This is a genomic window from Nitratireductor sp. L15S-10 (assembly GCF_045011005.1).
Classification (GTDB): domain Bacteria; phylum Pseudomonadota; class Alphaproteobacteria; order Rhizobiales; family Rhizobiaceae; genus Nitratireductor.
Genome location: NZ_CP120674.1, coordinates 2,802,400 through 2,827,032 on the forward strand (window position 1 = coordinate 2,802,400; position 24,633 = coordinate 2,827,032).

Here is a 24,633-nt window from a genome sequence, read left to right on the forward strand (position 1 = left end):
AACGGAGTGTACGCCATGACGGAAAACAAAAATCCAGCCCCCGGTTTCCGGCGCAATCCCAACAAGCGCATGACCATCGCCCCGCATGACAAGACGGTCTGCGTGAAAGCGGATGAGCTTGAAATAGCAGTGACGGAAGCCGCGAAGATCCTGCGCGAGACCGGGTGCCGGGACGTGCTCTACATTCCGTTCGCAGACATCAATTTTGCGTGCCTCGAACAAACCCGGACCAGAGCCCACTCCCCCTACAAGGGCGACGCCACCTATTGGCGGCTGATCGGTGCTGGAAGACCGGGCGGAGACATCATGTGGGCTTATCCAGACCCCTATGACGAAGCTCTGGAAATCAAGGAGCACGGCGCGTTTTACGCCGAGCTCGTTGATATTGAAGAACGCTAGGCACTCGCCCTGGTTTCACTGATCGCAGCCTGAGCTGCGGCCAGTCTGGCAATTGGAACGCGGAAGGGCGAGCACGATACGTAATCGAGCCCTACGCTCTCGCAAAAGCGGATCGAAGCGGGATCGCCCCCGTGTTCCCCACAGATGCCAAGCTTGATTTCAGAGCGGGCCTCCCGCCCCTTGGCGGAGGCAATCCGCACCAGCTCGCCAACACCGTCGACGTCCAGAGAAACGAACGGATCCTGCTCGATGATGCCGCGCGTACGGTAGGTCTCCAGGAATGAGGCAGCGTCGTCCCGGGAGATGCCGAACGTGGTTTGGGTGAGATCGTTGGTCCCGAAGGAAAAGAACTCTGCGCTGGCGGCAATTTCGCCCGCTCTGAGAGCGGCACGCGGCAATTCGATCATCGTCCCCACGAGATAATCGAACGTTACGCCCCGCTCTCCCATGACCGTCTTCGCCACCGCATCGATACGATCCTTCACAAAGGTCAACTCGGCGGAGATGCCCACAAGAGGCACCATGATCTCGGGCACCACAGGCTTACCCGCCTTTTCGGCCGCATCTGCAGCCGCCTCGAAGATCGCGCGTGCCTGCATCTCTGCTATTTCCGGGTAGGAAATCGCAAGCCGGCAGCCTCGATGGCCGAGCATCGGGTTGAATTCGTGCAGCGCTTCGGTCCGCTGGCGCAGCCTGTCTGCCGAAACACCCATTGCCTCTGCCACCTCGGCGATTTCTTCCTCGGTTTTGGGCAGGAACTCGTGCAGTGGCGGGTCGAGCAGACGGATGGTAACGGGAAGCCCCGCCATCACCTCGAAGAGTTCAATAAAGTCCGACCGCTGCATGGGCAGCAGCTTGGCGAGTGCCGCCCGGCGATCGGTCTCGGTGTCGGCCAGAATCATCTCGCGCATCGCAAGGATGCGGCCATCGTCAAAGAACATGTGTTCGGTGCGGCAAAGACCGATGCCTTCCGCCCCAAAGGACCTTGCGGTACGGGCATCGGCCGGCGTTTCGGCATTGGCACGCACCCGCATGCGCCGCACCTCGTCCGCCCAGCCCATGATGGTGGAGAAATCACCAGAAAGCTCCGGCTGCAGCATGGGTACGGAGCCTTTCAGAACCTGTCCCGTCGCGCCGTCAATGGTGATGACATCGCCGGCCTTGAACGTTTGCCCCATGGCCAGGAGGACACCCTTCTTGTGGTCCACGCGAAGGGAGCCGGCGCCCGAGACACAGGGCTTTCCCATACCGCGCGCGACCACCGCCGCGTGGCTCGTCATGCCGCCACGCGTGGTTAGAATGCCTTCTGCGGCATGCATGCCGTGAATGTCTTCCGGGCTCGTTTCCACCCGCACCAGGATCACCCTGCGGCCTTCGGCCTTGGCTTCTTCGGCAGCTTCCGAGGAAAACACGATTTCGCCTGTTGCAGCCCCCGGGGACGCCGGCAGGCCCATGCCGATGATGTCGCGCGGGGCGGAGGGGTCGATGGTGGGATGCAGAAGCTGGTCGAGCGATGCGGCATCGATGCGCGCCACCGCCTCTTCTTTCGTTATGAGCCCCTCATTGGCCATGTCGACCGCAACCTTGAGAGCGGCGCTGGCCGTGCGCTTTCCCGAGCGGGTCTGCAACATCCATAATTTGCCACGCTCGATGGTGAATTCCAGATCCTGCATGTCGCGGTAATGCCGCTCGAGCGTGTCGGCGATCTGGATGAAGGCCGCGAACGCCTCTGGCATCAGCTTTTCCAGCGAAGGCTTGTCGGAGCCGGCGGCGAGCCGTGCCGCCTCGGTGATGTTTTGCGGCGTGCGGATGCCGGCCACAACGTCCTCGCCCTGCGCATTGACGAGAAACTCTCCATAGAGCGCTTTTTCGCCGGTGGAGGGATCACGCGTGAACGCCACACCCGTCGCCGAATCCTCACCCCGGTTGCCAAACACCATGGCCTGCACGTTAACCGCCGTGCCCCAGCTCTCTGGAATGTCGTGCAGCCGGCGATACGTCACCGCGCGCGGGTTCATCCATGATGAAAAAACTGCGCCGACCGCGCCCCAGAGCTGCTCATGCGGATCCTGCGGAAACGGTGCCCCCAGTTCGGTCTCGATCCGCCCCTTGTAGAGCACGATCACATTCTGCCAGTCCCCGGCGGAAAATTCGGTGTCGACCTCATAGCCGAGCCGCGCTTTTTCTTCTTCGAGAATTTCCTCGAAGACATCATGGTCGAGCCCGAGCACCACGTTGCAGTACATCTGAATAAACCGGCGGTAGCTGTCATAGGCGAAGCGCGCATCTCCCGCCTCCGCGGCAATTGCTTCAACTGTCGCATCGTTCAGGCCGAGGTTGAGCACCGTGTCCATCATTCCGGGCATCGAAGCACGCGCGCCTGAGCGAACGGAAACCAGAAGCGGTTGGCGCGGATCGCCGAAACGGCGGCCGGCAACCCGCCCCACCTCTTGAAGAGCCGCCTCAACCTGTGTTTTCAGTTCGTCCGGATAGGTACGGCCATTGGCATAATAGTGGGAGCAGAGTTCGGTGGTGATCGTAAAGCCGGGCGGTACCGGCAGCCCCAGGCTGCACATCTCCGCCAGGTTTGCGCCCTTGCCGCCGAGCAGATTTTTGTCGCCCGCGCTGCCTTCGGCACGCCCATCGCCAAACACATAGACCCACTTGGTCATGCTGCATTCCCCTTCCGGTCGATTTGCCGGCGCTGGAACCATGATGCACCGGCCTCGGGACGCAGCGTTAAGCGGCAGCGCGCGCCAAGGCAAGGCCAGCTTCCGCGCCATCCGCCGCTTTATCGATTGAAGAGAATATTTTTTTCTCGGCTGGCCATATCAAGGTGGAGCGGCAGGGCCGTTCAGACGGTGCGAGGCGGCGAATGGCCACCGCCTCGTCCGGGCCGCCGCGCTACAACAAGATCACGCCGTGGCAATAACAGCTCGTGGGCGAACCCCCACAAAGATCATCGCCGCCGCCAGCACCAGCACAATGCTTGCCGCACTGAACACGCCCTGTGCGCCGCTCGTGTCGAAGATCAGCCCGCCGCCGGCTGCTCCGAGGGCGATCGCAAGCTGGATGGCAGCCACCAGCAGACCGCCGGCACTTTCGGCCTGATCGGGTACGGTGCGTGCCAACCAGGTGGACCAGCCAACCGGAACAGCTCCGAACGCAAGCCCCCAGAGGGCGATCATCACAGCACTGGCCGCGGGCGTGGAGCCGACCGAGATCAGCCCGAAGCCGAGAATGCTCAACACCAGCGGAACGGTCATCAGCGTACGGCGCAAACTCCGCTCGACCAGAAAGCCGCCGAACAACGAGCCCAGGAAATTGGCAAGACCGAACCCCAGCAACATTCCCGAGACCGCCGTAATGCTTGCATCCGTGATGTTTTCCAGATGCGGCCTGATGTAGGTGAAGAACGCGAAGTGGCCGGCAAAAACCAGCATCGCCGACAAGAGGCCCAACCCAACGCCCGGACGCACCAGAACATCAAGCAGCGTGCGCAGCCGGGTTGCCGGATTTGGAGCCATGCTCGGCAGCGTGGCAAACTGGACCACAAAGGTGATGGCGCCCAGCCCGGTTCCCAGCAGAAAGACACTGCGCCAACCGAACATGTCGCCCACATAGCTGCCGACGGGCGCGGCAATGATGGTGGCGGCGGCCACGCCGCTGACGATCATCGACAGCGCCCTCGGCACCAGAGCATCCGGCACAAGCCGCATGGCGACCGCCGTCGACATGGTCCAGAAGCCACCCAGGCCGATACCGAGGAGAACCCGCCCGACAAGCAACACCATGATGTCTGGCGCGAAAGCCACCATGAGGTTCGAGGCCATCAGCATCACGGTGAAGCCGAGCAGAACGTGCCGCCTGTCGATGTTGCGCGTTGCAGCCGAAACCAGCAGGCTCGTTATCAGTGCCACCACGGCCGTGGCCGTCACCGCCTGGCCGGCCATCCCTTCCGACACTTCCAGTTCCTGCGCCATGGGCGTCAAAAGGCTTGCGGGCAGAAACTCCGCCGTCACCAGTCCAAACACGCCAAGCGCCATGGAAATCACCGCTCCCCAGGCTGGCGTCCGGCTGGCCTGGGCAGTGGTCCTCTGCGGGACTTCGTCCATCTGTCTGTCCTTTCAAAATGCAATCTGTTGTGCAGTGCAAAAGAGATAGACTGGACTTTTCGGACGTACCATGTCAGAAAATCCGAAATGATTGATCGAAACGCCGAAAATTCATCGACGCACGCCAATCCCGATCTGGTCAGCGACCTGTTGATGGGGATGCGCCTTTATGGGCTCGAGTACAATCGCACCCAGGTCTCGCCCCCTTTTGGCCTCCGGTTTCCCGCCATTGAGGGGCGCGCTCAATTTCATTTCGTGGGCCGGGGGCCGGTGTATCTGCGCGGTCCCGGCGAGGCGCTTCATGCACTGGATACAGGCGATGCCGTCCTTCTTCCGCGCGGTGGAGAGCATTCACTTGTCTCGGATCCGAAGCTGAAGTGTCAGTGCATTACAGAGTTTCAGCCCAAAGCGCTGTGCAGAGACGTCAGCGAGATCATGGCGCGCCCGAATGAGCGAGACCAGTCACCCGATGTCCTGATCTTCTCGGGCTGTATGGAGTTTGACCTTGGAAGCATGCATCCGCTTGTCGCCCTGATGCCAGACGTCATGCAGGTCAACACCCTGTTGGAGCGCTACCCGGAAATCCTGCCAATCCTTGATGCCATGGAGCGCGAGGCGAATGAAGATCGCGCCGGCTTTGCGGGCATTCTTGCCCGGCTCGCCGACGTGGTTTCAGCCTTCATCGTGCGGGCATGGGTGGAATGCGGCTGCGGCGGCACCCGCGGCTGGGTGGCAGCCTTGCGCGATCCGCGTCTGGGACGTGTCATTGCAGCCCTTCACCGCGATCCCGGCCGCGACTGGACGGTGGCTGAACTGGCCGCACAGATGGGCAGTTCCCGGTCCGTCTTCGCAGACCGGTTCCAGGCCGTCACGGGCATGACACCGGTCCGGTATCTCACAGAACTGAGAATGCGGCTTGCCGCGCAGTGGATCAGCCGCGAAGGCATGCCCATAGAGACGGCAGCGCAACGCTTGGGATACGGTTCCCAGGCCGCATTCAGTCGCGCTTTCAAGCGCATCATCGGGAAGCCGCCAGGTGCGGTGCGCGTCGCGCAGCCCCGATCGCGCCCTGCCGCTACGGGCCATCATCCTTCCGCTCCGGCTTCAAAAGCCCTGTGAGGCGAAGCGTGGCCTCATCCATCGCCCCACCACACCACCGTGCAAGCCCCTTGGAAAAAAGGGCGTCCTCCTCTCGCGAAGCCTGCGCGAGAAGTGTCATGCATGAACAGAATTTCTGATCGCCCGGAGCCCCAGGGATGGCCGCCAGAGACTGGCCAGATGCCTTCAGCATCGCGCCCTTGTCGCTTCCTGCAGTTGCGGCCCCAGAACCGGATGCGCAAGACAGGCGTGTGCTTCCTGCAAGAAGGAAATGCCGTAGCAGGTCGCGTCCCGAGAACGGCCAAGGCCGTGCAACTGCGGAAACACAGACCATATCCAGTGGGTTCGCTTGCGGCCGGATCGCAATTCGTGGAGTTCGTATCAAACACGCCCTCCTGCGCCTTGATGAAACGCCGCAGATTGAATGGATCCAGTGCGATCTCAGCCCTCCCGCATGCTTTTTCGCACAACCACCATGAACTTTCTTCCACACCAGAACAGGTATTCGGGCCTTGCCAAACGTTCAGATGTCGAATAGAACAAAATGAGAACACTGGAGAGAACCATGCGCAAGACCGGAAAGCTCGATTACATCGAAATGCCCGCGGGCGGCGGCAGTATCGATAGCGTAAAGGCGTTTTACGCCAATGCCTTTTCGTGGTCGTTCACTGACTATGGTCCCGGCTATTCAGCTTTCAGCGAAGGCCTGGATGGAGGGTTCGACGGCAATCCGGACGGCACAGATAAACCGCTCCCCGTTCTGTTTTCCGAGAACCTTGAGGCCACGCTGAAGACGGTCGAGGACGCCGGCGGCAAGATCGTGAAGCCGATCTTTTCCTTTCCCGGTGGCCGCCGCTTTCATTTCATGGACCCGGCAGGCAATGAATTGGCGGTCTGGAGCGAGACATGAGCTCGTCGAGTACCGCGCCCCTGGTGAATGGCAGGCACTGCCTGCATGAAACCGCCGGACGGGAGGAGATGCTAGCCTGCCTCGCGCAGGCGCTCGGCGGTCTCGAGATCGACCGAGACGAGTTGGCTGATGCCCTGCTCGGCCATGGTCACCCCAAAAAGCCGGTTCATGCGGGCCATGGTGATGGGATTGTGCGTGATGACCACGAAGCGGGTATCCGTTGATGCCGCCATTTCATCCATGAGATTGCAGAAACGCTCGACGTTATGATCGTCGAGCGGCGCATCCACCTCATCCAGCACGCAGATTGGGGCAGGATTGGTCAGAAACACGGCAAATATCAATGCCATCGCGGTGAGTGCCTGTTCACCGCCTGACAGAAGCGTCATCGTCTGAGGACGCTTGCCTGGGGGGCGGGCGAGGATTTCAAGTCCCGCCTCGAGCGGATCATCTGATTCGATCAACTGCAGTTCTGCCGTGCCGCCGCCGAAGAGATGCGTGAACAGTCGCTGGAACTGTTCATTGACCACATCAAAGGCGGCCAGCAAACGCTCGCGCCCTTCCCTGTTCAGATTTTGGATCGCGTGGCGCAGTTTGCGAATGGCCTCGATCACGTCCTCCCGCTCGGCGACAATCGTGCCATGACGTTCCGTCAGTTCGGTCTGTTCTTCCTCGGCACGCAAATTGACCGCGCCGAGCCGTTCCCGCTCCATCTTCAGCCGTTCCAGTCGGCGCTCCACTTCCGCGATCTCCGGCATGGCCTCGTCAGGCTCCAGCTCGGCCATCGCCAGGACCTTGTGGGGCGGGACATTCAGCACTTCCTGAATACGGGCCTCGGCTTCCTTGCGTCGCTCCTCGGCAGCCGTCACACGCTCCTCGGCACGGGCTCTGGCTTCGCGTGCAGAAGAAAGCGCCTGAATGCTCTCGGTCGCGCGCTTGTCGAGCTCCGTCTGGTGGTTTTCGGCTTCCTGCAGCGCGTCTGCGGCTTCCCTGCGCACGGCCTCCGCCTTTGCGATCTCGGAAAGCAGCGAACGCCCGCGCGCTTCTACCTCTTCGGGAGCTTCAGCAAGGACCTCAAGTTCGGCTTCCGTATCGGCGCGCCGCTGGAGAAGCGCGGCAGTGTGGCGGTCGGCATTATCCGCACGCGACTGCCAGCTCCGTCTTTCCGCAGCGATTGCCTCCAGACGGCGCCGGCGACCGTCAGCCTCGCGCCGCAAACCTTCATAGGCCGCCCGCGCCTCGGCCACCGCTGCACGCTTGGCAGAAACCTCGGCGGACTGACGCTCAAGCTGTGCCTGCAATTCGGTCAGATCCGGCGCGCCTTCAAGCGCTTCTTCCGCCGTCATGGTCGCGGCCACGGCCTCTTCGTGGTCTTCGACCACCCGGCCACGCGCCTCTTCGAGGCTCATGCGCCGGCTTGAAAGCTCACCGGCCGCCTTTTCGGCACTTGCCAACGCTTCACGCGCACGGCTGAGCGCGGCCTGCGCTTCGCGCGCTTCTTCGCGCGCGCGGCGCTCGCCTTCCACCGCGCTCTTCACGCCCTGCTCGGCGTCAGTCAGCGCGGTTTCGGCAGCGCGAAGCCGCGCCGTCGCCTCGATCACCTCTCCATCAAGCTCGGCGAGGCGATTCTTCTGTGCCAGTCTCTGCGCTGCTGCTGTCGGAGCGTCGGCGCTGGCGCGATATCCGTCCCAACGCCACAAAGCTCCGTCCCGCGCGACCAACCGCTGCCCGGGCTTCAGCTTTTTTTGCAGCCGCGGTCCGTCCTCGGCATCCACGACACCGATCTGTGCAAGGCGACGCGCAAGCTGTGCGGGCGCTTTCACCACAGAGGCCAGCGCCATCACGCCATCGGGAAGAGCCGGATCGTCCGATGCAATCTCCGAAGGTCCCCAATAGACGGGCGCGGCACTGTCGAGTGGCACATCGAGGTCTTCACCCAATGCAGCACCCAGCGCCGTCTCGAACCCGCGTTCGACGCGCAGTTGCTCCAGAACCGCAGGGAAGAGGTCCGACCCACCGGCATTCAAAATCTTGCGCAGGGTCTGCGCTTCCGTTTCCACCCGGCCAAGCTCGGCCCGTGCTTCCTGCAGGGGCGCGCGGGCGGCCTGCTCCGCTTCGCGGGCGGCGGCAACACGCTCTTCGCTTTCGCCGACAGCCGCTTCCGCCAGTTCAAGGCGCTCGGCCGCTTCCTCGACAAGCATGCGTTTTTCGGCAGGATCCGGCAGACCGGCTATCCGGCTGGCGATCTCAGCGAGCTCGGCATCCATGTTGGCGATCTGCCGTGCAAGCCGGTCACGGCGATCTGCCTGCTCGCGGATTGCGCGCTCCGCCTGTTGCCGCGTGGCAGAAGCCTCTGCCTTCTCGGCTGTCAGCCGCGAGAGCAGCTCTTCGGCAGTCGAAAGATCCGAGGAAACCGTTTCAAAGACACTCTGCAACTCGGCTTCGCGCCCTTCAGCACCATCCTCGGCGTCCTTCAGCGCGTCTTCCTCTTCAGCCAGACGCGCCAGTGCGTCGGCATTGTCGCGCACCATCTGCTCTTCACGCGCAACATCGGCATTCAACTGGTCGATGCGCTTCTTCAGTTCCTGCATGCGGGCTTCAATGCGCTTGGCCTCTTCCTCGACCTGCGTGCGGGCAATGGTCAGCCGTTGCAGGGCGGCGGCGGCGGCTGCCTCGGCATCGCGCAGCGCAGGAAGTTTGTGCGCACCGATTGCCTGGGCCTTGGCCGCTTCCATCTGGCCGCTGGCGTTTTCACCCACCAGGGCCGTCGCCTGCGACAGCGCGCTTTGGGCTTCGGCTTCCTGTGCCTTGGCGGATGACCAGCGCAAATGCAACAGGATTGCCTCGGCCCTGCGCACTTCCGCGGAGAGCTTCTTGAAGCGCGAAGCCTGGCGCGCCTGTCGTTTGAGGCTCTCGATCTGGCTGTCGAGTTCGCTCACCACATCGTCGAGCCGCTCGAGATTCTGTTCGGCGGCGCGCAGCCTGAGTTCGGCCTCGTGACGGCGTGAATGGAGCCCGGATATGCCGGCTGCCTCCTCCAGAAGCGCGCGGCGCGCCTGGGGCTTTGCCTGGATCAGTTCACCGATCCGCCCCTGCCCCACCATGGAGGGCGAGCGTGCGCCGGTTGACTGGTCGGCAAAGAGAAGCTGCACGTCGCGGGCGCGTGCCTCCTTGCCGTTGATCCGGTAAACCGACCCCGCCTCACGTTCGATCCGGCGCGAGACCTGCAATTCGTCCGCATCGTTGAATGCGGCAGGTGCTGTGCGATCGGCATTGTCGAGAAAAAGCGTCACCTCGGCCGTGTTCCGCGCCGGACGCGTGCCAGAACCGGAAAAAATGACATCGTCCATGCCGGAGGCGCGCATGTTTTTGTACGAGCTTTCGCCCATCACCCAGCGCAAGGCTTCCACCAGATTGGATTTACCACAGCCATTCGGACCGACAACGCCCGTCAACCCGTTCTCGATCACGAACTCGCTCGGTTCGACGAAGGACTTGAATCCCAAAAGGCGCAGCTTGGTGAATTTCATGCTGGCCGCACCTTAACCGGCGCATAGAAGAGCCGCGGGCAAACGCGTTGCCCGCCAAAGCATGCCGTCGATGATCGCCGACATTTAGTCAATCGATATGGCTCCCGAGTGCTTCATCCCGTTGATGAAGAATGTTGGAACAGCCTCGCTGTGCGGACGCTCCAACCCCCATTGCGCATTTCCCTGACTTCATCCGGAAGCTTACGGCCCGTCAAGCAAGCTTCAATATTCTCTGGCCAGAAACCCACATACAGGGCGGTTTTCAACAGGATAGAGCCTTCGCGCCGGATCGTTTTCGGTGACCTGCGCATGTCTCCCAGGGCCCTGCACGAGCCGCAAAACGCACAACACCACCGACAATGCCGGTGGTGTCGATGAACCCGGGCGTTTCAGGCGTGTGTCAGAGCATGCCGTCAATGACCGCCGACATTTCCTCGATCGACATTGAGCCGGAATATTTCTTTCCGTTGATGAAGAAGGTCGGCGTTGCATCGACGCCGAAATCGCTGGCACCACGAGCGCGCACAGCGCGAACCTTGTTCAAAAGCTCCTGATCCGTCAGGCAGGCCTCAAAGCTCTCCTGTGTGAAGCCGGCGAGCTTGGAAATCTTCAGCAACGCAGATTGCGCATCCTGCACAGGTGCCCAATTGCCCTGCTGCTTGAACAGAACGTCGACCATGGCAAAATACTTGTCATCCGAGCAGCGCGCCAGCATAAAGCCAGCTTCCGCTCGCGGGTCGAAAGGAAATTCGCGCAGGATGAAGCGCACCTTGCCCGTCTCGATGTATTTTTTCTTCAGTTCCGGATAGGTCCTGGTGTGAAAGGTGGCGCAATGACTGCAGGTCATCGAAGCGTATTCGACAATGGTCACCGGCGCGTTTTCATCGCCAAGAACCTTGTCCTCCAGAGCACCCTCTTCAAGCAGTTTCTCCATGTCCACCGTTCCGCTTGACGGTGGAGCCTCAACCGCAGCCGTGGTGACAGGATCCGTGGCCGGTGCTGCCGCATCCGCTTCGGCATTGCCTTCGGTACATGCGGCCAGTCCCAGCCCGAGCGCCGGCAAGGCGGCCATGGAAAGAAGGAGTCTGCGGCGCTGGATCAGTTCGGACATGAAATCTCACCTGTTCGTCTTGGAGTGTTACCTGCGTTCACGCCACAAAGCGGGCGTTTCGGGCGAATTTGGGTCAGGGGCGCGATTTTCTGAAGCAGGCGCCCCATCACGTTTTGGTGATCGTCGTTCATTTGCGGCGGCCAAGAATGCTTGCGCCGAGCTTTTGCAGCGATAGACGCAAGCCCTCGTCCTCGACCCCGGCGACCAGCGCGTCGATCCGCGCGGTCTCCGATCCGGTGAGCGGTCGCATGGCCGGAGCGCGGCGCGTCTGCGGCTGGGCCACGGGCTTTTGCACGATCTTGATGCGCCCCACCGCCGCAAAGCCAAGAAAAGCATTCACCCTGGCGATCACTTCACCCGTCTCGTGCTGCAGGCGCAGGGCAGCCGCCCCTTCGCAGGCAATCACCAGCGTGGCCGGTTCAAACGGATCATCCTCGTGCCGGCGGCGCGGCCAGGCGAGCTTTTCAGGCCGCGTGCTGAGCGCCAGCCGCTCGCCAACGATTTCGCCCCAGCACTGGACAAGCTCAACGGAAAGGCCCGCACGCTTGCGCATCACCGGATCGAGAATAGCGGTGGCAAGATCGCTGACAGCGACGGGATTGCCCGATTGCCTCTTCCCTGTCATGACATGAAGTCTCGAATTGATCCGCAACACATATTGAGTTCCGCTCCAGTATGGCACGCAGGGAAGCGTCGGTCACCGACGCACAGGCTTCTTCGACCGATTTTTCATCTCCGCTGCTTGCGTGGTATGACCGCCATCACAGGAGCCTGCCCTGGCGCACCCCCCCGGACGAAACCAAAATCGGCGTTCTGCCCGATCCCTACCGCGTCTGGCTCTCGGAGGTCATGCTTCAACAGACCACCGTCGGCGCGGTCAAGCGCTATTTTGAAGTCTTTACCGATGCCTGGCCGACAATCGAGGCCCTCGCCGCTGCCAGTGCCGACGATGTGATGAAGGCGTGGGCGGGGCTGGGCTATTATTCGCGCGCCCGCAATCTAAAGAAATGCGCCGAGACCGTCGCGACCGAACATGCCGGCCGCTTTCCCGATACGGAGGCCGAACTCAAGGCTCTTCCCGGCATCGGCGACTACACCGCCGCCGCCATTGCCGCCATTGCATTCAACCGCCCTGCAGCGGTGGTCGACGGCAATATCGAGCGCGTCATCACCCGCCTTCACGCGATAGAGACGCCGCTGCCGCAAGCGAAACCCGAGATCCGCGCTTTGGTTGCGAAAGCCATGCCACATGATCGGCCGGGCGATTTCGCCCAGGCCATGATGGATCTCGGGGCAACCATCTGCACACCGCGCAAGCCTGCTTGCGTGGTTTGCCCCATCGTCGCGGGCTGCGTGGCGCGGCGCGAAGGCATTGCCGAGCATTTTCCGGTCAAGGCGCCGAAGAGCGAGAAACCCATGCGCGTCGGCGCAGCTTTCGTCGCCATGCGTCCCGATGGCTCCGTGCTTCTGCGAAAGCGTCCCTCTTCTGGCCTTTTGGGCGGGATGGCTGAGGTCCCCGGCAGCGACTGGACGGCGCGGCAGGATGGCATCACAGACATATCCGCCGCTCCCTTCCCCGCCGCGTGGCATGCAACCGGATCGATCCGCCACGTGTTCACCCATTTCGCGCTGGAGCTTCTTGTTTTTAAGGCCGATGTCCCCGACAACGCTTCGCCGGGTGATGGATGGTGGTCTCTCCCCGACGCCCTTCCGGGGGAGGCTCTGCCCACTGTCATGAAAAAGGTCATCGAAGCTGCGATACCCGGAGCCACGAAGAAACGCCGCAAAGGATAGAACCGCATGAGCCAAATTCGACACGTCGTATTCGACATCGGTCGCGTGCTGATCCACTACGATCCGGAAATTCCCTACCGTCACCTGATCCCGGATGATGGCCGGCGCCGCTGGTTCCTGGAAAATGTCTGCACCGGCGAGTGGAATGTAGAGCAGGATCGGGGGCGCAAATGGGAAGACGCCGAAGCGCTGCTGATTGCCGAGCATCCCGCCGAGGAAGAGAACATCCGAGGCTTCCGTCGTCACTGGCACGAGATGGTGCCCCACGCCTATGACGATTCGGTCGCCATCCTCGAAGCTTTGATCGATGCCGGTCATGACGTGACAATGCTGACCAATTTCGCCGACGATACATTCGTCGAGGCGCGCAGGCGTTTTGCCTTCCTCAACAGGCCGCGCGGTGTCACCGTTTCAGGTGAAATCGGGCTCATCAAGCCCGATCGGGCGATCTACGACACCCATGTCGAAAGTTTCGGTCTTGAACCTGCAGCGACACTGTTCATCGACGACAGCGAGAAGAACGTGGAAGGGGCAAGAGATGCGGGCTGGCAGGCCGTGCATTTCAGTGGCGCGGAGAAGCTGCGCCAGGATCTCGCCAGGTTCGGCTTCACCGTCTGAGAAACCCATGCACTTTCGAATCATGCAATGATTCATGAAAGCGTTTCATGGCATTGATTGAACCCGCGTTTCACGGCTCCGGGGCATGTCGCCGGAGCCGCTTTTCCGTCAGGCTCAGGCAGCAACGCCCTGCATGTTCTCGCGCATGATCTGGCGCAGGCTGTCGATCGGCTTCAGGCTGCCCTTTTCCTCAAAATGCCAGAAAGTCCAGCCGTTGCAGGCTTCGAGCCCCTGAACGCGGGCACCGATCCGGTGGATCGAGCCGGCCTCGTCTCCAATGGCAATCGTGCCGTCAGCCCGTACATTGGCCGTCCATCGACGCTTGGAATCGTGCAACTGTGTGCCCGGCTGCACGAGGCCTGCTTCCAGAAGGCTCCCGAAAGCGACGCGCGGTGCGGCGCGCTTTCCCTGCATCTGGGCAAGATCCATATTGTCCAGCGGTTCAACGGCGGCAATGCGGGCGCTTGCCGCCTCGATGTAATCGTCCTGCCGCTCGATGCCAACGAAGTGTCGACCAAGCCGCTTGGCCACCGCTCCGGTCGTGCCTGAACCGAAGAACGGGTCGAGCACCACGTCGCCCGGCTTGGTCGAGGCCATCATCACTCGTGCAAGCAGCGCTTCCGGCTTCTGCGTGGGATGCAGCTTGCCGCCATCCTCGTTCTTCAGGCGTTCCTTGCCCGTGCAGATCGGGAAAAGCCAGTCGGACCGCATCTGCACATCGTCATTGGATGCCTTCAGCGCTTCATAGTTGAAGGTATAGCCCTTGGAGGACTTGTCGCGCGAGGCCCAGATCATCGTCTCATGCGCGTTCTGGAACCGGCGGCCACGGAAATTCGGCATCGGGTTCGTCTTGCGCCAGACAATGTCGTTGAGCAGCCAATAGCCCAGATCCTGCATCACCGTGCCGACCCGGAATATGTTGTGATAGGAACCGATCACCCAGATCGTGCCATTGGGCTTCAGAACGCGGCGCGCGGCCAGCATCCATGCCCGTGTGAAGGCGTCATAGGCGGCAAAACTGTCGAACTGGTCCCAGTCATCGTCAACCGCATCGACACGCGATTGGTCCGGACGGTGAAGATCCCCGCCAAGCTGTAGATTGTAAGGTGGATCGGCGAAGATCACATCGATCGATTTTTCCGGCAGACGGTCAAGTGCGGTGACGCAGTCCCCCTTGATGATCGTATCGAGCCATTCGGCCTTTTTCGGTTCGGGTGCAAGCTCATCGATACGACGCACGGCGGACATGGACTGACCTCTAACTCGGACTGTTTACCTGCCGTTATGGTTACGGAAGATGGTAAATATTCCGTAAGGGGCGCGGGCGATTTGCTGCCCATGCGAAGCTGTGCAATCTTCCCTTGCGTCAAGTTTCACCCATGGAGACCCGGCATGATCCGTATCCGCTTGTTAAGCGTATTCGCAGCCCTTCTTCTTGCCCTCCCCGCGATGGCCGCCGGCAAGACGATCATCGTTCTGGATGGCTCCGGCTCCATGTGGGGCCAGATAGACGGGACAACAAAGATCGAGATCGCGCGCGACACGCTGCGCAAGGTCATGGCAACACTTCCGCAGGACACCGAGCTTGGCCTCGTGGCCTATGGGCACCGGGAAAAAGGTTCCTGTTCCGACATCGAGATCGCCATACCGCCTGCAAGGGGAACGGCAGGCGCTGTCGCGGATTTCGCCGACAGCCTCAATCCGAAGGGCAAGACGCCCCTCACCGATGCCGTTCGGAAGGCAGCCGGGGAACTGCGCATAGAAGAAAACCCGGCAACCGTGATACTCGTCACGGACGGTCTGGAGACCTGCAACGCAGACCCTTGCGCGCTCGGCCGCGAGCTTGAGGCATCCGGTGTCGATTTCACGGCCCATGTGGTCGGCTTCGGTCTTTCCGAGGAAGAAGGGCAGGAAGTTGCCTGCCTGGCAGAAAACACGGGCGGTCTCTATCTCAAGGCAGACGACGCAGGGCAGCTTGCCGAAGCACTGCAGACCACGGTTGCAAAGGCTCCCGAACCAGAGCCCGAGCCGAAGCCGGAACCGGCTGCCGTCGAGTTCAACGTGCGTGGTATCGCACGCCTTTCCAGGGATGGGCCGGACATGACCGACAGCACCGAGGTGCGCTGGGATTTCATTCCGCTTGGCGAGAATGGCGCACCCGCAAATCGCAGCACCGCAGGCGGCTATCGCGGCGTGTTCGCAGCCAGCGTTCCGCCCGGGGCCTACCGCGCAAAAGCGCGGCTTGGCCGTATCATCGTCGAGAGCGATGTTGAACTGACTGCCGACACCACGACCGACGTGCTCGCCGTGCTCGATGCAGGCCTGGTCGAAGTCACCCCGAAACGCACCCCCGAAGATACCGACGCCGACCAGAGTGCGCGTGTCGACGTGCATTTCGACGGCACGAATGATGGCGGCTATGGCGAGACCCGGGTCTGGGCCAAGGCAGGCCCCATCAAGGTCACCGGGCGTATCGGCAAGGCCACGATCGAAGAGAGCCACGAACTTGCGGCTGGCGAGACCCTCACGCTTGATCTGGTCATCGGCTCCGGGCTTGTTGTCCCCTCTGCCGTTTACACGGAAAGCGGACCGGATGTGGAAGGCAGCGCCATCCGCTTCGAGGTTCTGGAGGCCAAGGCCGACATCAACGGAAACCGCAAGACGCTCAGCGGCCAGTATGGACCAGGCAAGCAGGGTATGGACGTTCCGCCGGGCGATTACATGCTTCACGCGAGGCTCGGAAAAGCCGAGGCCATGACGCCCATCAGCGTCAAGGCGGGCGAGCGCACAGAGGCGACCGTCAACATTAACGCCGGCGTTCTCGCCGTCTCCGCTCCCGGTGCCTACAGGATCGATTTCCTGGAAGGAAAGAAGGACATACAGGGCAATCAGAAGAATCTGAGTGGCGCTTATGACGAGGAAGCGCAGGAGACCTTGCATCCGGGCGAATATGAGGTGCGCGTTCGCTATGAAGGCGACAGGGCGGAAGAGAGCCGGAAAGCAACCGTAACTGCAGGCGAACGCACGGAGGTCATCATAGAATAGTGGCTTGAGGCATGGTTTCTATGGAGTTGTCTCCGGGCGGCATAACGGCTATGCCCCCACCTCGCACCCATCAGGCTCCACATCAGAACAGGTCTTGCCATGCCAGCTCCCGAACTCGTCATCTTCGATTGCGATGGCGTTCTTGTCGATTCGGAAATCATTGCTTCGCGCGTCGAGGCCAAGGTACTGACTGAGGCGGGTTTTGCGATCACTCCGGAGGAGTTGGCCAGCCGCTATGCCGGCCTCACCTTCAAGGACATCCTTTTGTCCATTGAGGAAAACGCCGACGCACCGCTACAGGCCACGCTGATCGATCGCGCCGAAAGCGAAGTCGACAAGAAGGTACGCAAGGAAGTGAAACCTCTTGAAGGCGTACATGACGCAGTCGCCGCCGTCAGTGTGCCAAAATGCGTCTGTTCGAATTCAAGCCATGAGCGGGTCGAGGCGATGTTGTCGCGCACACGGCTCCTGCCTTTCTTCAAAGACCGCATCTATTCTGCTCTGGAAACGCCCACGGGCCGCCCCAAGCCTGCCCCCGACGTTTTTCTGTATGCCGCCGAAAAGTTGGGAGCCGATCCGGGGCGCTGTTTTGTCATCGAGGATTCCGTGCATGGAGCCGCCGGCGCGAAAGCGGCGGGCATGCGTGTCATCGGATTCACCGGCGGGTCGCACATTCAACCCGGGCACGCCGACCTCCTGATGGAGGCCGGTGCCGAGACGGTCATTCACCGCCACCAGGACCTCAATGTTGTTATTGCAGCCTTGTCTGAATGGAGCGAGGATGCCTGATGGCGTATCTCACAAAATGGTTCAGACTGGCGCAGTTCACCGTTTCACCGAAACGCTGAAGCAGCTTAGCGGCCGCCGTTCGGTCCCTCGTCAAATCCCACCATCAACTGAATGCTGCGATCGGGCGCGCCCGAAATCATCACATTAGGATCGTTGAAGATGAACAGGGTCGCGCCAGCGGTGTCACTGATCGCCACCTGGTGCTGGAACAGTTTGGAATAGACCACCTCACCGCCGCGAACGGCAACGATACGGATCGGCATCGTGATCGTACCAGTGCTGCCCTTCGGTCCCGGCACCACTCGCCCGGCCACAGCCACAGTCATCGTGAATGAACCCGTGCCATAGGTACATTTGCGCGTCGCATCGCTGATCGATGCCTGGTAGACAACGCTTTCAGGCTGATCCTGCCCACCTTTCTCATAGGTGGTAAAATATGCTGTCCCCTCACGCAGCGAGACCGGCGGGCAATAAGCGCGCAGTTCGCTCTCGCGGATCACGTTCTCGTCCTGTTGTTGAACATTCCCATTCTGAACGTCGAGACCGCTTGTGGCGTTATCGGACTGACAGCCCGAAACAATTGCGGTGGCGGAAAGCAGGATGGAACTTATGAAAAGACGATAATTGACCAAGTGACATGCCCCGTGGATCTGCGCGCCCTTCAAGCATTCGGTGAAGCCCATGCGGAAAGGCTGCGGAGAGATGACAGATTTTTCCGGCAATTTCCAGAAAACCCGTCGTCGACAATCAATTTCCATGCGGTTTGAGTGGAAAACCGGTTCCCACCCGTCCAGATCATGCTCTATACCAGACGCGCAGCCGGAATGCGACGGGCTCGTGCGCGCACCGGTGCTCCCTCCTCGCACTTCATGAGGCAACACGACGAATGGCGACAGATTATATCAGCACGCGTGGCGACGCGCCGGCGCTTGGGTTTTCCGATGCGATGCTGGCGGGGCTTGCCCGCGATGGCGGTCTATACGTTCCGCGTGAATGGCCGCGTTTCTCGGTTGACGACATCCGTGCCATGCGCGGTCTGAGTTACAGCGAGATCGCCCTGCGCGTCCTGTCCCCTTTTGTGGGGGAGGAAATCGACGGTGCGACGTTGCGCCGCATCATTGAGGAAAGCTACGCCACCTTCCGTCACCCCGCCGTTTGCCCCCTTGTTCAGACGGGCCCCAACGAGTTCATTCTGGAGCTCTTCCACGGTCCCACCCTCGCCTTCAAGGACGTCGCCATGCAGCTTTTGGCGCGGCTGATGGACCACGTTCTTGCCGAGCGCGGCGAGCGCGTGACGATTGTGGGCGCAACGTCCGGCGACACCGGTGGTGCGGCGATCGAAGCCTTTGCCGGGACTGAGCGCGCCGATGTCTTCATCCTGTTCCCCGAAGGGCGCGTCTCCCCGGTTCAGCAACGCCAGATGACCACCTCGGGCGCGGCCAACGTGCATGCGCTCGCCGTCAAAGGCAATTTTGACGATTGCCAGGGTCTCCTCAAGGACATGTTCAACGATCACGGTTTCCGTGACAGTGTCGCCCTGTCCGGTGTGAATTCGATCAACTGGGCCCGCGTCATGGCTCAGATCGTCTACTACTTCACCGCTGGCCTTTCGCTCGGCGCCCCCGACAGGCCCGCATCCTTTACCGTACCCACCGGCAACTTTGGTGATATTTTCGCTGGCTACGCAGCCAGAGAAATGGGCCTGCCCGTCGACCGGCTTGTGATCGCCACCAATGACAACGACATTCTCGCCCGCACGCTGGCGAGCGGTGAATATGCGACCCGTGAGGTCGTTGCGACCACCTCTCCTTCCATGGACATCCAGGTGTCTTCCAATTTCGAACGCCTGCTCTATTTCGCTTCGAACAGGAATTCGGATGAAATCCGGCGCTATATGCAGATGCTAAAGCAGTCGGGCAACTTCACGGTGGAGCCAAAGACACTGGAGGTCATTCGGGAAGGCTTTTCTGCGGGCCGTTCGGACATGGTGGAGACCGCCGCAATGATCGGCCTGGTTCGGCGTGAGAGCGGCTATCTGCTCGACCCGCACACGGCCACCGGCGTGAAGGTCGCGCGTGATATGCCGGCATCCGCATCGCCCATGGTGGTGCTGTCGACCGCCCATCCGGCGAAGTTTCCGGCGGCGGTCAAGGATGCCAGCGGTATCGAACCGGCTCTGCCTGAATGGCTGGGTGATCTGATGAATCGGAAAGAGTCCTTTACAGTCCTTCCCTCAGATTTAAGAATGCTGCAGGATCACATTAGCCGCCATACGAGAGCGGCGCGTTGAGTTTGTTCAAGGAGTGAAAAGCATATGGGTGTTGAGGTAAGCCGTCTGTCGAACGGCCTGACGGTCGCAACCGAAACCCTGCCTCATCTGGAAACCGTTGCGCTGGGCATCTGGGTCAAGTCCGGCTCGCGCAACGAACACGAGAATGAGCACGGTATTGCGCATCTCCTGGAACACATGGCTTTCAAGGGGACGAGCAAGCGCACCGCACGCCAGATCGCGACTGATATCGAAGATGTCGGCGGTGAAATCAATGCCGCGACGAGTGTCGAGACAACAGCCTTTTATGCACGTGTTCTCAACGCGGACATGCCGCTGGCGGTCGAGCTTCTGTCCGACATTCTGACCGATTCAAAGTTTGACCCGCACGAGCTTGAACGCGAGCAGCATGTGATCCTTCAGGAGATCGGTGCCGCGCACGACATTCCCGACGACATCGTCTTCGACCGTTTTACCGAAACCGCGTTTCGCCATCAGTCACTTGGCCGCTCCGTGCTGGGTACGCCGGAAACGGTCCAGTCTTTCACCTCCGAGCAACTGCGCGGTTTTCTGGAACGTCAGTATTCGGCCGACCGTATGGTCATTGTCGCTGCCGGTGGGCTAAAGCACGACGACTTCGTGCGTGAGGTGGAGAACCGTCTCGGCAGTTTCCGCAGCAAGGCCGAAGGCAAAACACCGCCCTTTGCGCATTATGTTGGTGGTGATTTCCGCGAACATCGCGACCTGATGGATGCCCAGATTATTCTCGGCTTCGAAGGGCGCGCCTACCATGTGCGCGACTTCTACGCTTCCCAGGTGCTTTCCACCATCCTCGGCGGGGGCATGTCCTCGAGACTGTTCCAGGAGGTTCGTGAGAAGCACGGTCTTTGCTATTCGGTCTATGCCTTCCATTGGGGTTTTTCGGATACCGGTATTTTCGGGGTTCATGCGGCGACCGGAAAGAACGACATTGAACAACTGGTGCCCCTGCTCCTCGGAGAGTTGCAGAAAGCTGGCCAGTCCATCGGACAGGACGAGCTGGACCGGGCGCGGGCGCAATATCGTGCCGGTCTCATGATGGCTCGCGAAAACCCCGCAAGCCGCGCCTCGCAGATCGCTCGCCAGCTCTTGCTTTATGGCCGCCCCATCGATGTTGACGAGTTGATGGATCGTCTTTCGAACCTCACTGTTGATCGGCTGACCGATCTTTCGCAGCGCCTTTTCACCTCCAAGCCGACCCTTGCGGCAATTGGTCCGGTCGGTAGCCTTGCACCTTTCGAGTCGATCCAGGATGCACTGGCCGATCAGGGGCCAATGCCACGCAAGCTCGCCGTGTAGGACCGTCGCGGACATATGCTGGACGTGCCCTTCTTCCGCCGCCCGCCTCCGGCGCTCAAGGGCGAAACCGTGTTCCTCAGAACACCGGTCATGAACGACCATGCGGAATGGGCGGCCCTGCGCGATGAGAGCCGCGGGTTTCTCGTGCCCTGGGAGCCGAGCTGGGCTCCTGACGAATTGTCCAGACGTGCGTTCCGGCTTCGCCTGAAGCGTTATCGTGCCGAGTATGAAAACGGAACCGGCATCAGCTTTTTCGTCTTTGACGCACCAACGGAAGCGTTGGCGGGCGGTATCACTCTCTCAAACATCAGGCGCGGCGTCGCTCAGACCGCCAGCATTGGCTATTGGATGGGGGAGCGGTATGCCGGCCGCGGGATGATGCTGGCTGCCCTGCAGCTGCTCATTCCCTATGCTTTCGGTGGCTTACGGTTGCACCGTTTGGAAGCCGCCTGTATTCCAGACAATAAACGTTCTGTCGGTTTACTTGAAAAAGCCGGATTTCAGCGCGAAGGCCTGCTCAGGTCCTATCTCAGGATCAATGGTTCTTGGCGTGATCATTATCTTTATGCGCTGATCGCCGAGGAGCATCACGTGCCTGTACTAGAATCACGAGGCTGATTTCCTTGTTCCCCGCATTGTCGCGTTCCCTCATCTCAGCACTCATGGTGGCCCTGTTCGCTGCTGTCATAACCCTTGTCTCAGCAGTCGGGCCGGCAGATGCCATCGAGCCGATCAAGATCGCCCGCGACGATGTGGCGCTCGATCTGTCGGGGGCGGTGGAAATCTATCGTGGCCAGGGAGATGCGTTCCAGGTGTCGACCGCGCCGGATGTCGATGGCATCGTCCGGCGTATCGAGGTTGAGGCACAGGATGAGCGCTCCACGGGGGACTGGGCGGTCTTCGCACTCGCCAACACCACGGATCAGCAGCTTGACCGGCTGATCGTCGCACCTCATTTCCGGCTGGTGGGTTCGGGGCTCATCTGGCCCGACCTTGGCTCCCAACGCATCGCAGCCATCACGCCGAGTTCGGGTTTCACGCTCGATCGACAGGAAAGCCCGGATGCCGACGAGTTTCACGTCACCCTCAATCCCGGTTCCGTTGTGACTTTTGTTGCCGAGCTTTCATCGCCCAGCCTGCCGCAGGTCTATCTGTGGGATCCCGGCGCCTACAAGGACACTGTGAACGCCTACACGCTTTTCCGCGGCATCGTGATCGGCATTGCCGGGCTGCTCGCCCTCTTCCTGACCATCCTTTTCGTGGTCAAGGGAACATCCATGTTCCCGGCCACCGCAGCGCTTGCCTGGGCGGTGCTTGCCTATATCTCCATCGATTTCGGTTTTTTGAGCAAGGTGATCGAGATCACGCCGGGCAATGAGCAAATCTGGCGCGCGGGCACCGAGGTCGGTCTGGCCGCCACACTCGTCGTCTTCCTGTTTGCCTATCTCAATCTCAATCGCTGGCACGACCATTTCAGCTATGGCGTGCTCGCGTGGATCATGGGTCTTGGCATCATCGCCGGCTTCGCTATTATCGATCCCGCCGTGGCCGCCGGTATCGCGCGCATTTCCTTTGCCGCCACGGCCGTTGTCGGGCTCGGCATCATTATCTACCTCAGTCTTCAGGGCTATGATCGTGCCATCATGCTGGTGCCCAGCTGGGTCATGATCATCGCCTGGATGGTCGGATCGTGGATGGCGATCACCGGAATTCTCGACAATGACATCGTCCAGCCGGCCATTGGCGGCGGGCTCATCCTGATTATTCTGCTGATCGGATTCACCGTCATGCAGCATGCCTTCGCGGGCGGCGCTCTCTTCCAGGGCCTGTTCAGCGATATGGAACGTCAGGCGCTTGCAATCTCCGGTTCCGGCGATGTGGTCTGGGACTGGGATGTTTCGCGAGATCGCATCATCACGCGACCGGATGTGAGCCGCCAGCTCGGGCTTCCTTCGGGAAGTCTGCACGGGCCCGCTCGAGACTGGCTCTCCACGCTTCATACCGAAGACCGCGACACGTTTCGCACGACCCTGGACGTGGTGCTCGAGCAAAGGCGAGGACGAATTTCCCAGAGCTTCCGGCTGCGCGGGGCCGACGGCCATTATCACTGGTTCGATCTGCGCGCGCGCCCCGTTATCGGCTCCGACGGGCAGGTCATCCGTTGCGTCGGCACGATGGTCGACGTCACCGAGCAGAAAAAGGCCGAGGAGCGCCTCCTGCATGACGCTGTCCACGACAATCTCACCGGGTTGCCGAGCCGCGAACTGTTCCTCAACAGGCTCGATGCAATCATCTCCATTGCCCGCACGGAACAGCAGGTTCGGCCAACTGTTTTCGTGATCGACATCGACCGCTTCAAGCAGGTCAATGAGGAACTCGGCATCTCGGTGGGCGACACGATCCTCCTCACCATTGCCCGCAGGCTTCACCGGCTTCTGAAACCGCGCGATTCGCTTTGCCGCCTGTCCGGCGATCAGTTCGCCATGATCCTGCTCTCCGAGCAGGAGCCGGCGCGCATCGCCGCCGTGGCGGATTCGGTCAAGCAGGCAATCCGCACTCCCGTGACATTCGCGCGTCGCGAGATTGTATTGACCTCCTCCATCGGTCTCATCTCCTGGACCACCACCCAGGAATCGGCGGAGGAAATGCTCAAGGACGCCGAGCTTGCCATGTATCAGGCAAAGCGCTTCGGCGGTGACCGGATCGAGCCATTCCGGCCTGCATTCCGCTCCATCGACAACAACCGCCTGCGCATGGAGTCGGATCTGCGCCGTGCAATCGAGCGCTCAGAGCTCAAGATGGTCTATCAGCCGATCGTTCGCCTTGAAGACCAGTCCATCGCCGGTTTCGAAGCCCTTCTGCGCTGGGATCACCCGAGGCGCGGTGCAATTCCGCCAGCAGACTTCATCCCAATTGCCGAGAGTTCAGGCCTTATCGTCCAGCTCGGCCTCTTCGCCATGCAGCAGGCGGCCGAGGACCTCTATCGCTGGCAGAAGCAGTTTGCGGATACACCGCTCTTCATGTCGGTCAATCTGTCAAGTCGCCAGCTCATACGCCGCGATCTCGTCGGAGACGTACGCTCCGTCATCGCCCGGTCAGGCGTGTCACCTGAGAGCTTCCGGCTCGAACTCACCGAATCGGTGGTTATGGACAACCCCGAACAATCCGCCCACGTGCTGCAGAAGCTGAGGCACATCGGCATCGGTCTCTCGCTGGACGATTTCGGGACTGGCTATTCGTCGCTTTCCTACCTCTCGAGTTTTCCGTTTGACACGATCAAGATCGACCGGCGCTTCCTCGAAGATCACAGCGCGCGCGGCATCGTTCTGGTGCGTTCCATGGTCAAGATGGCCAAGGAGCTCGAACTCTCTGTGGTGGCGGAAGGTGTCGTCGACCAGCAGGATGCGCAGCAGCTGGCCGAGATGGGATGCGATTACGCGCAGAGCTTTGTGTTCGGCGAACCGCAAGACGCAGAATCCATCGGCAGGCTGCTGTTCGAACACACGACCGCAGCCAAGTCCTGACGCAAAATCGAACGGGCTTCAGAAGGGCTCACTCTCGAAAGCCGGACGGAAGGCCTCCGAGGATCGCGGTTAAACAGCGAAACCCGGCATTAG

At 61.0% G+C, this 24,633-nt stretch carries 20 protein-coding genes; 11 read left to right on the forward strand and 9 right to left on the reverse strand.

Annotated elements, in window-relative coordinates; translation table 11 throughout:
- Positions 1–15: 15 nt before the first annotated feature.
- Positions 16–399, forward strand: coding sequence for a DUF427 domain-containing protein (locus P2W41_RS13445; protein WP_404933402.1), 384 nt, complete (start codon positions 16–18; stop codon positions 397–399).
- Here P2W41_RS13445 and ppdK read toward each other — a convergent pair.
- Positions 396–3,071 carry a pyruvate, phosphate dikinase gene (gene ppdK, locus P2W41_RS13450; protein ID WP_404933403.1) on the reverse strand — a complete coding sequence of 892 codons (2,676 nt, stop codon included), beginning with the start codon at positions 3,069–3,071 and terminating at the stop codon, positions 396–398. The two genes, P2W41_RS13445 and ppdK, sit on opposite strands and share 4 nt — an antisense overlap.
- A gap of 243 nt (positions 3,072–3,314) precedes the next feature.
- Positions 3,315–4,514, reverse strand: a complete 1,200-nt coding sequence (locus P2W41_RS13455) for an MFS transporter (protein ID WP_404933404.1) — start codon at positions 4,512–4,514, stop codon at positions 3,315–3,317.
- A gap of 87 nt (positions 4,515–4,601) precedes the next feature.
- Between P2W41_RS13455 and P2W41_RS13460 the strand changes: the two genes are divergently transcribed.
- A complete protein-coding gene (locus P2W41_RS13460) occupies positions 4,602–5,633 on the forward strand; it encodes an AraC family transcriptional regulator (RefSeq protein WP_292899866.1) in 1,032 nt (343 codons plus the stop codon).
- On the opposite strand, the gene P2W41_RS13465 is transcribed toward P2W41_RS13460, so the two are convergent.
- Positions 5,590–5,805, reverse strand: coding sequence for a DUF1810 family protein (locus P2W41_RS13465; protein WP_404933405.1), 216 nt, complete (start codon positions 5,803–5,805; stop codon positions 5,590–5,592). The genes P2W41_RS13460 and P2W41_RS13465 overlap by 44 nt on opposite strands.
- Entirely contained in the window at positions 5,799–5,939 is a 141-nt protein-coding gene (locus P2W41_RS13470) for a DUF1810 family protein (RefSeq protein WP_366931303.1), read from the reverse strand. Before P2W41_RS13470 ends, P2W41_RS13465 begins: the two co-directional genes overlap by 7 nt.
- Positions 5,940–6,177: 238 nt before the next feature.
- Between P2W41_RS13470 and P2W41_RS13475 the strand changes: the two genes are divergently transcribed.
- Entirely contained in the window at positions 6,178–6,522 is a 345-nt protein-coding gene (locus P2W41_RS13475; RefSeq protein ID WP_292899864.1) for a VOC family protein, read from the forward strand.
- Between the two features lie 71 nt (positions 6,523–6,593).
- Here the strand turns inward: P2W41_RS13475 and smc are convergent, their stop codons facing one another.
- The 3 genes from smc to P2W41_RS13490 form a co-directional block, all read right to left on the reverse strand.
- Entirely contained in the window at positions 6,594–10,052 is a 3,459-nt protein-coding gene (gene smc, locus P2W41_RS13480) for a chromosome segregation protein SMC (protein ID WP_404933406.1), read from the reverse strand.
- A gap of 400 nt (positions 10,053–10,452) precedes the next feature.
- Positions 10,453–11,163, reverse strand: a complete 711-nt coding sequence (locus P2W41_RS13485) for a DsbA family protein (RefSeq protein WP_404933407.1) — start codon at positions 11,161–11,163, stop codon at positions 10,453–10,455.
- A 127-nt stretch (positions 11,164–11,290) separates the two neighbouring features.
- Positions 11,291–11,788 (reverse strand): DUF721 domain-containing protein, encoded by a 498-nt coding sequence (locus tag P2W41_RS13490; RefSeq protein ID WP_292899858.1) that lies wholly within the window; start codon positions 11,786–11,788, stop codon positions 11,291–11,293.
- A gap of 50 nt (positions 11,789–11,838) precedes the next feature.
- On the opposite strand from P2W41_RS13490, the gene mutY reads away from it, so the two are divergent.
- Together mutY and P2W41_RS13500 are read left to right on the forward strand one after the other, a co-directional pair.
- Entirely contained in the window at positions 11,839–12,957 is a 1,119-nt protein-coding gene (gene mutY / locus P2W41_RS13495) for an A/G-specific adenine glycosylase (protein WP_404933408.1), read from the forward strand.
- A gap of 6 nt (positions 12,958–12,963) precedes the next feature.
- Positions 12,964–13,575 carry an HAD family hydrolase gene (locus P2W41_RS13500; RefSeq protein WP_404933409.1) on the forward strand — a complete coding sequence of 204 codons (612 nt, stop codon included), beginning with the start codon at positions 12,964–12,966 and terminating at the stop codon, positions 13,573–13,575.
- A gap of 114 nt (positions 13,576–13,689) precedes the next feature.
- On the opposite strand, the gene P2W41_RS13505 is transcribed toward P2W41_RS13500, so the two are convergent.
- Positions 13,690–14,823 (reverse strand): site-specific DNA-methyltransferase, encoded by a 1,134-nt coding sequence (locus P2W41_RS13505; protein ID WP_404933410.1) that lies wholly within the window; start codon positions 14,821–14,823, stop codon positions 13,690–13,692.
- Between the two features lie 144 nt (positions 14,824–14,967).
- Between P2W41_RS13505 and P2W41_RS13510 the strand changes: the two genes are divergently transcribed.
- Positions 14,968–16,620: a vWA domain-containing protein gene (locus tag P2W41_RS13510; RefSeq protein WP_404933411.1), complete on the forward strand. Its 1,653-nt coding sequence runs from the start codon at positions 14,968–14,970 to the stop codon at positions 16,618–16,620.
- A 99-nt stretch (positions 16,621–16,719) separates the two neighbouring features.
- Entirely contained in the window at positions 16,720–17,409 is a 690-nt protein-coding gene (locus P2W41_RS13515; protein WP_404933412.1) for an HAD family hydrolase, read from the forward strand.
- 65 nt (positions 17,410–17,474) lie between these two features.
- On the opposite strand, the gene P2W41_RS13520 is transcribed toward P2W41_RS13515, so the two are convergent.
- A complete protein-coding gene (locus P2W41_RS13520; protein ID WP_292899846.1) occupies positions 17,475–18,041 on the reverse strand; it encodes a hypothetical protein in 567 nt (188 codons plus the stop codon).
- 254 nt (positions 18,042–18,295) lie between these two features.
- Between P2W41_RS13520 and thrC the strand changes: the two genes are divergently transcribed.
- Genes thrC through P2W41_RS13540 form a run of 4 tightly spaced genes read left to right on the forward strand, consistent with a single transcriptional unit; the run spans position 18,296 to position 24,540 of the window.
- On the forward strand, positions 18,296–19,699 hold the full coding sequence (gene thrC / locus P2W41_RS13525; protein ID WP_404933413.1) for a threonine synthase: 1,404 nt from the start codon (positions 18,296–18,298) through the stop codon (positions 19,697–19,699).
- Positions 19,700–19,723: 24 nt separating this feature from the next.
- Positions 19,724–21,016 carry a pitrilysin family protein gene (locus P2W41_RS13530; RefSeq protein ID WP_292899842.1) on the forward strand — a complete coding sequence of 431 codons (1,293 nt, stop codon included), beginning with the start codon at positions 19,724–19,726 and terminating at the stop codon, positions 21,014–21,016.
- A gap of 15 nt (positions 21,017–21,031) precedes the next feature.
- On the forward strand, positions 21,032–21,634 hold the full coding sequence (locus P2W41_RS13535) for a GNAT family N-acetyltransferase (RefSeq protein WP_292899840.1): 603 nt from the start codon (positions 21,032–21,034) through the stop codon (positions 21,632–21,634).
- 44 nt (positions 21,635–21,678) lie between these two features.
- Positions 21,679–24,540: an EAL domain-containing protein gene (locus P2W41_RS13540; RefSeq protein ID WP_404934979.1), complete on the forward strand. Its 2,862-nt coding sequence runs from the start codon at positions 21,679–21,681 to the stop codon at positions 24,538–24,540.
- Positions 24,541–24,633 lie beyond the last annotated feature (93 nt).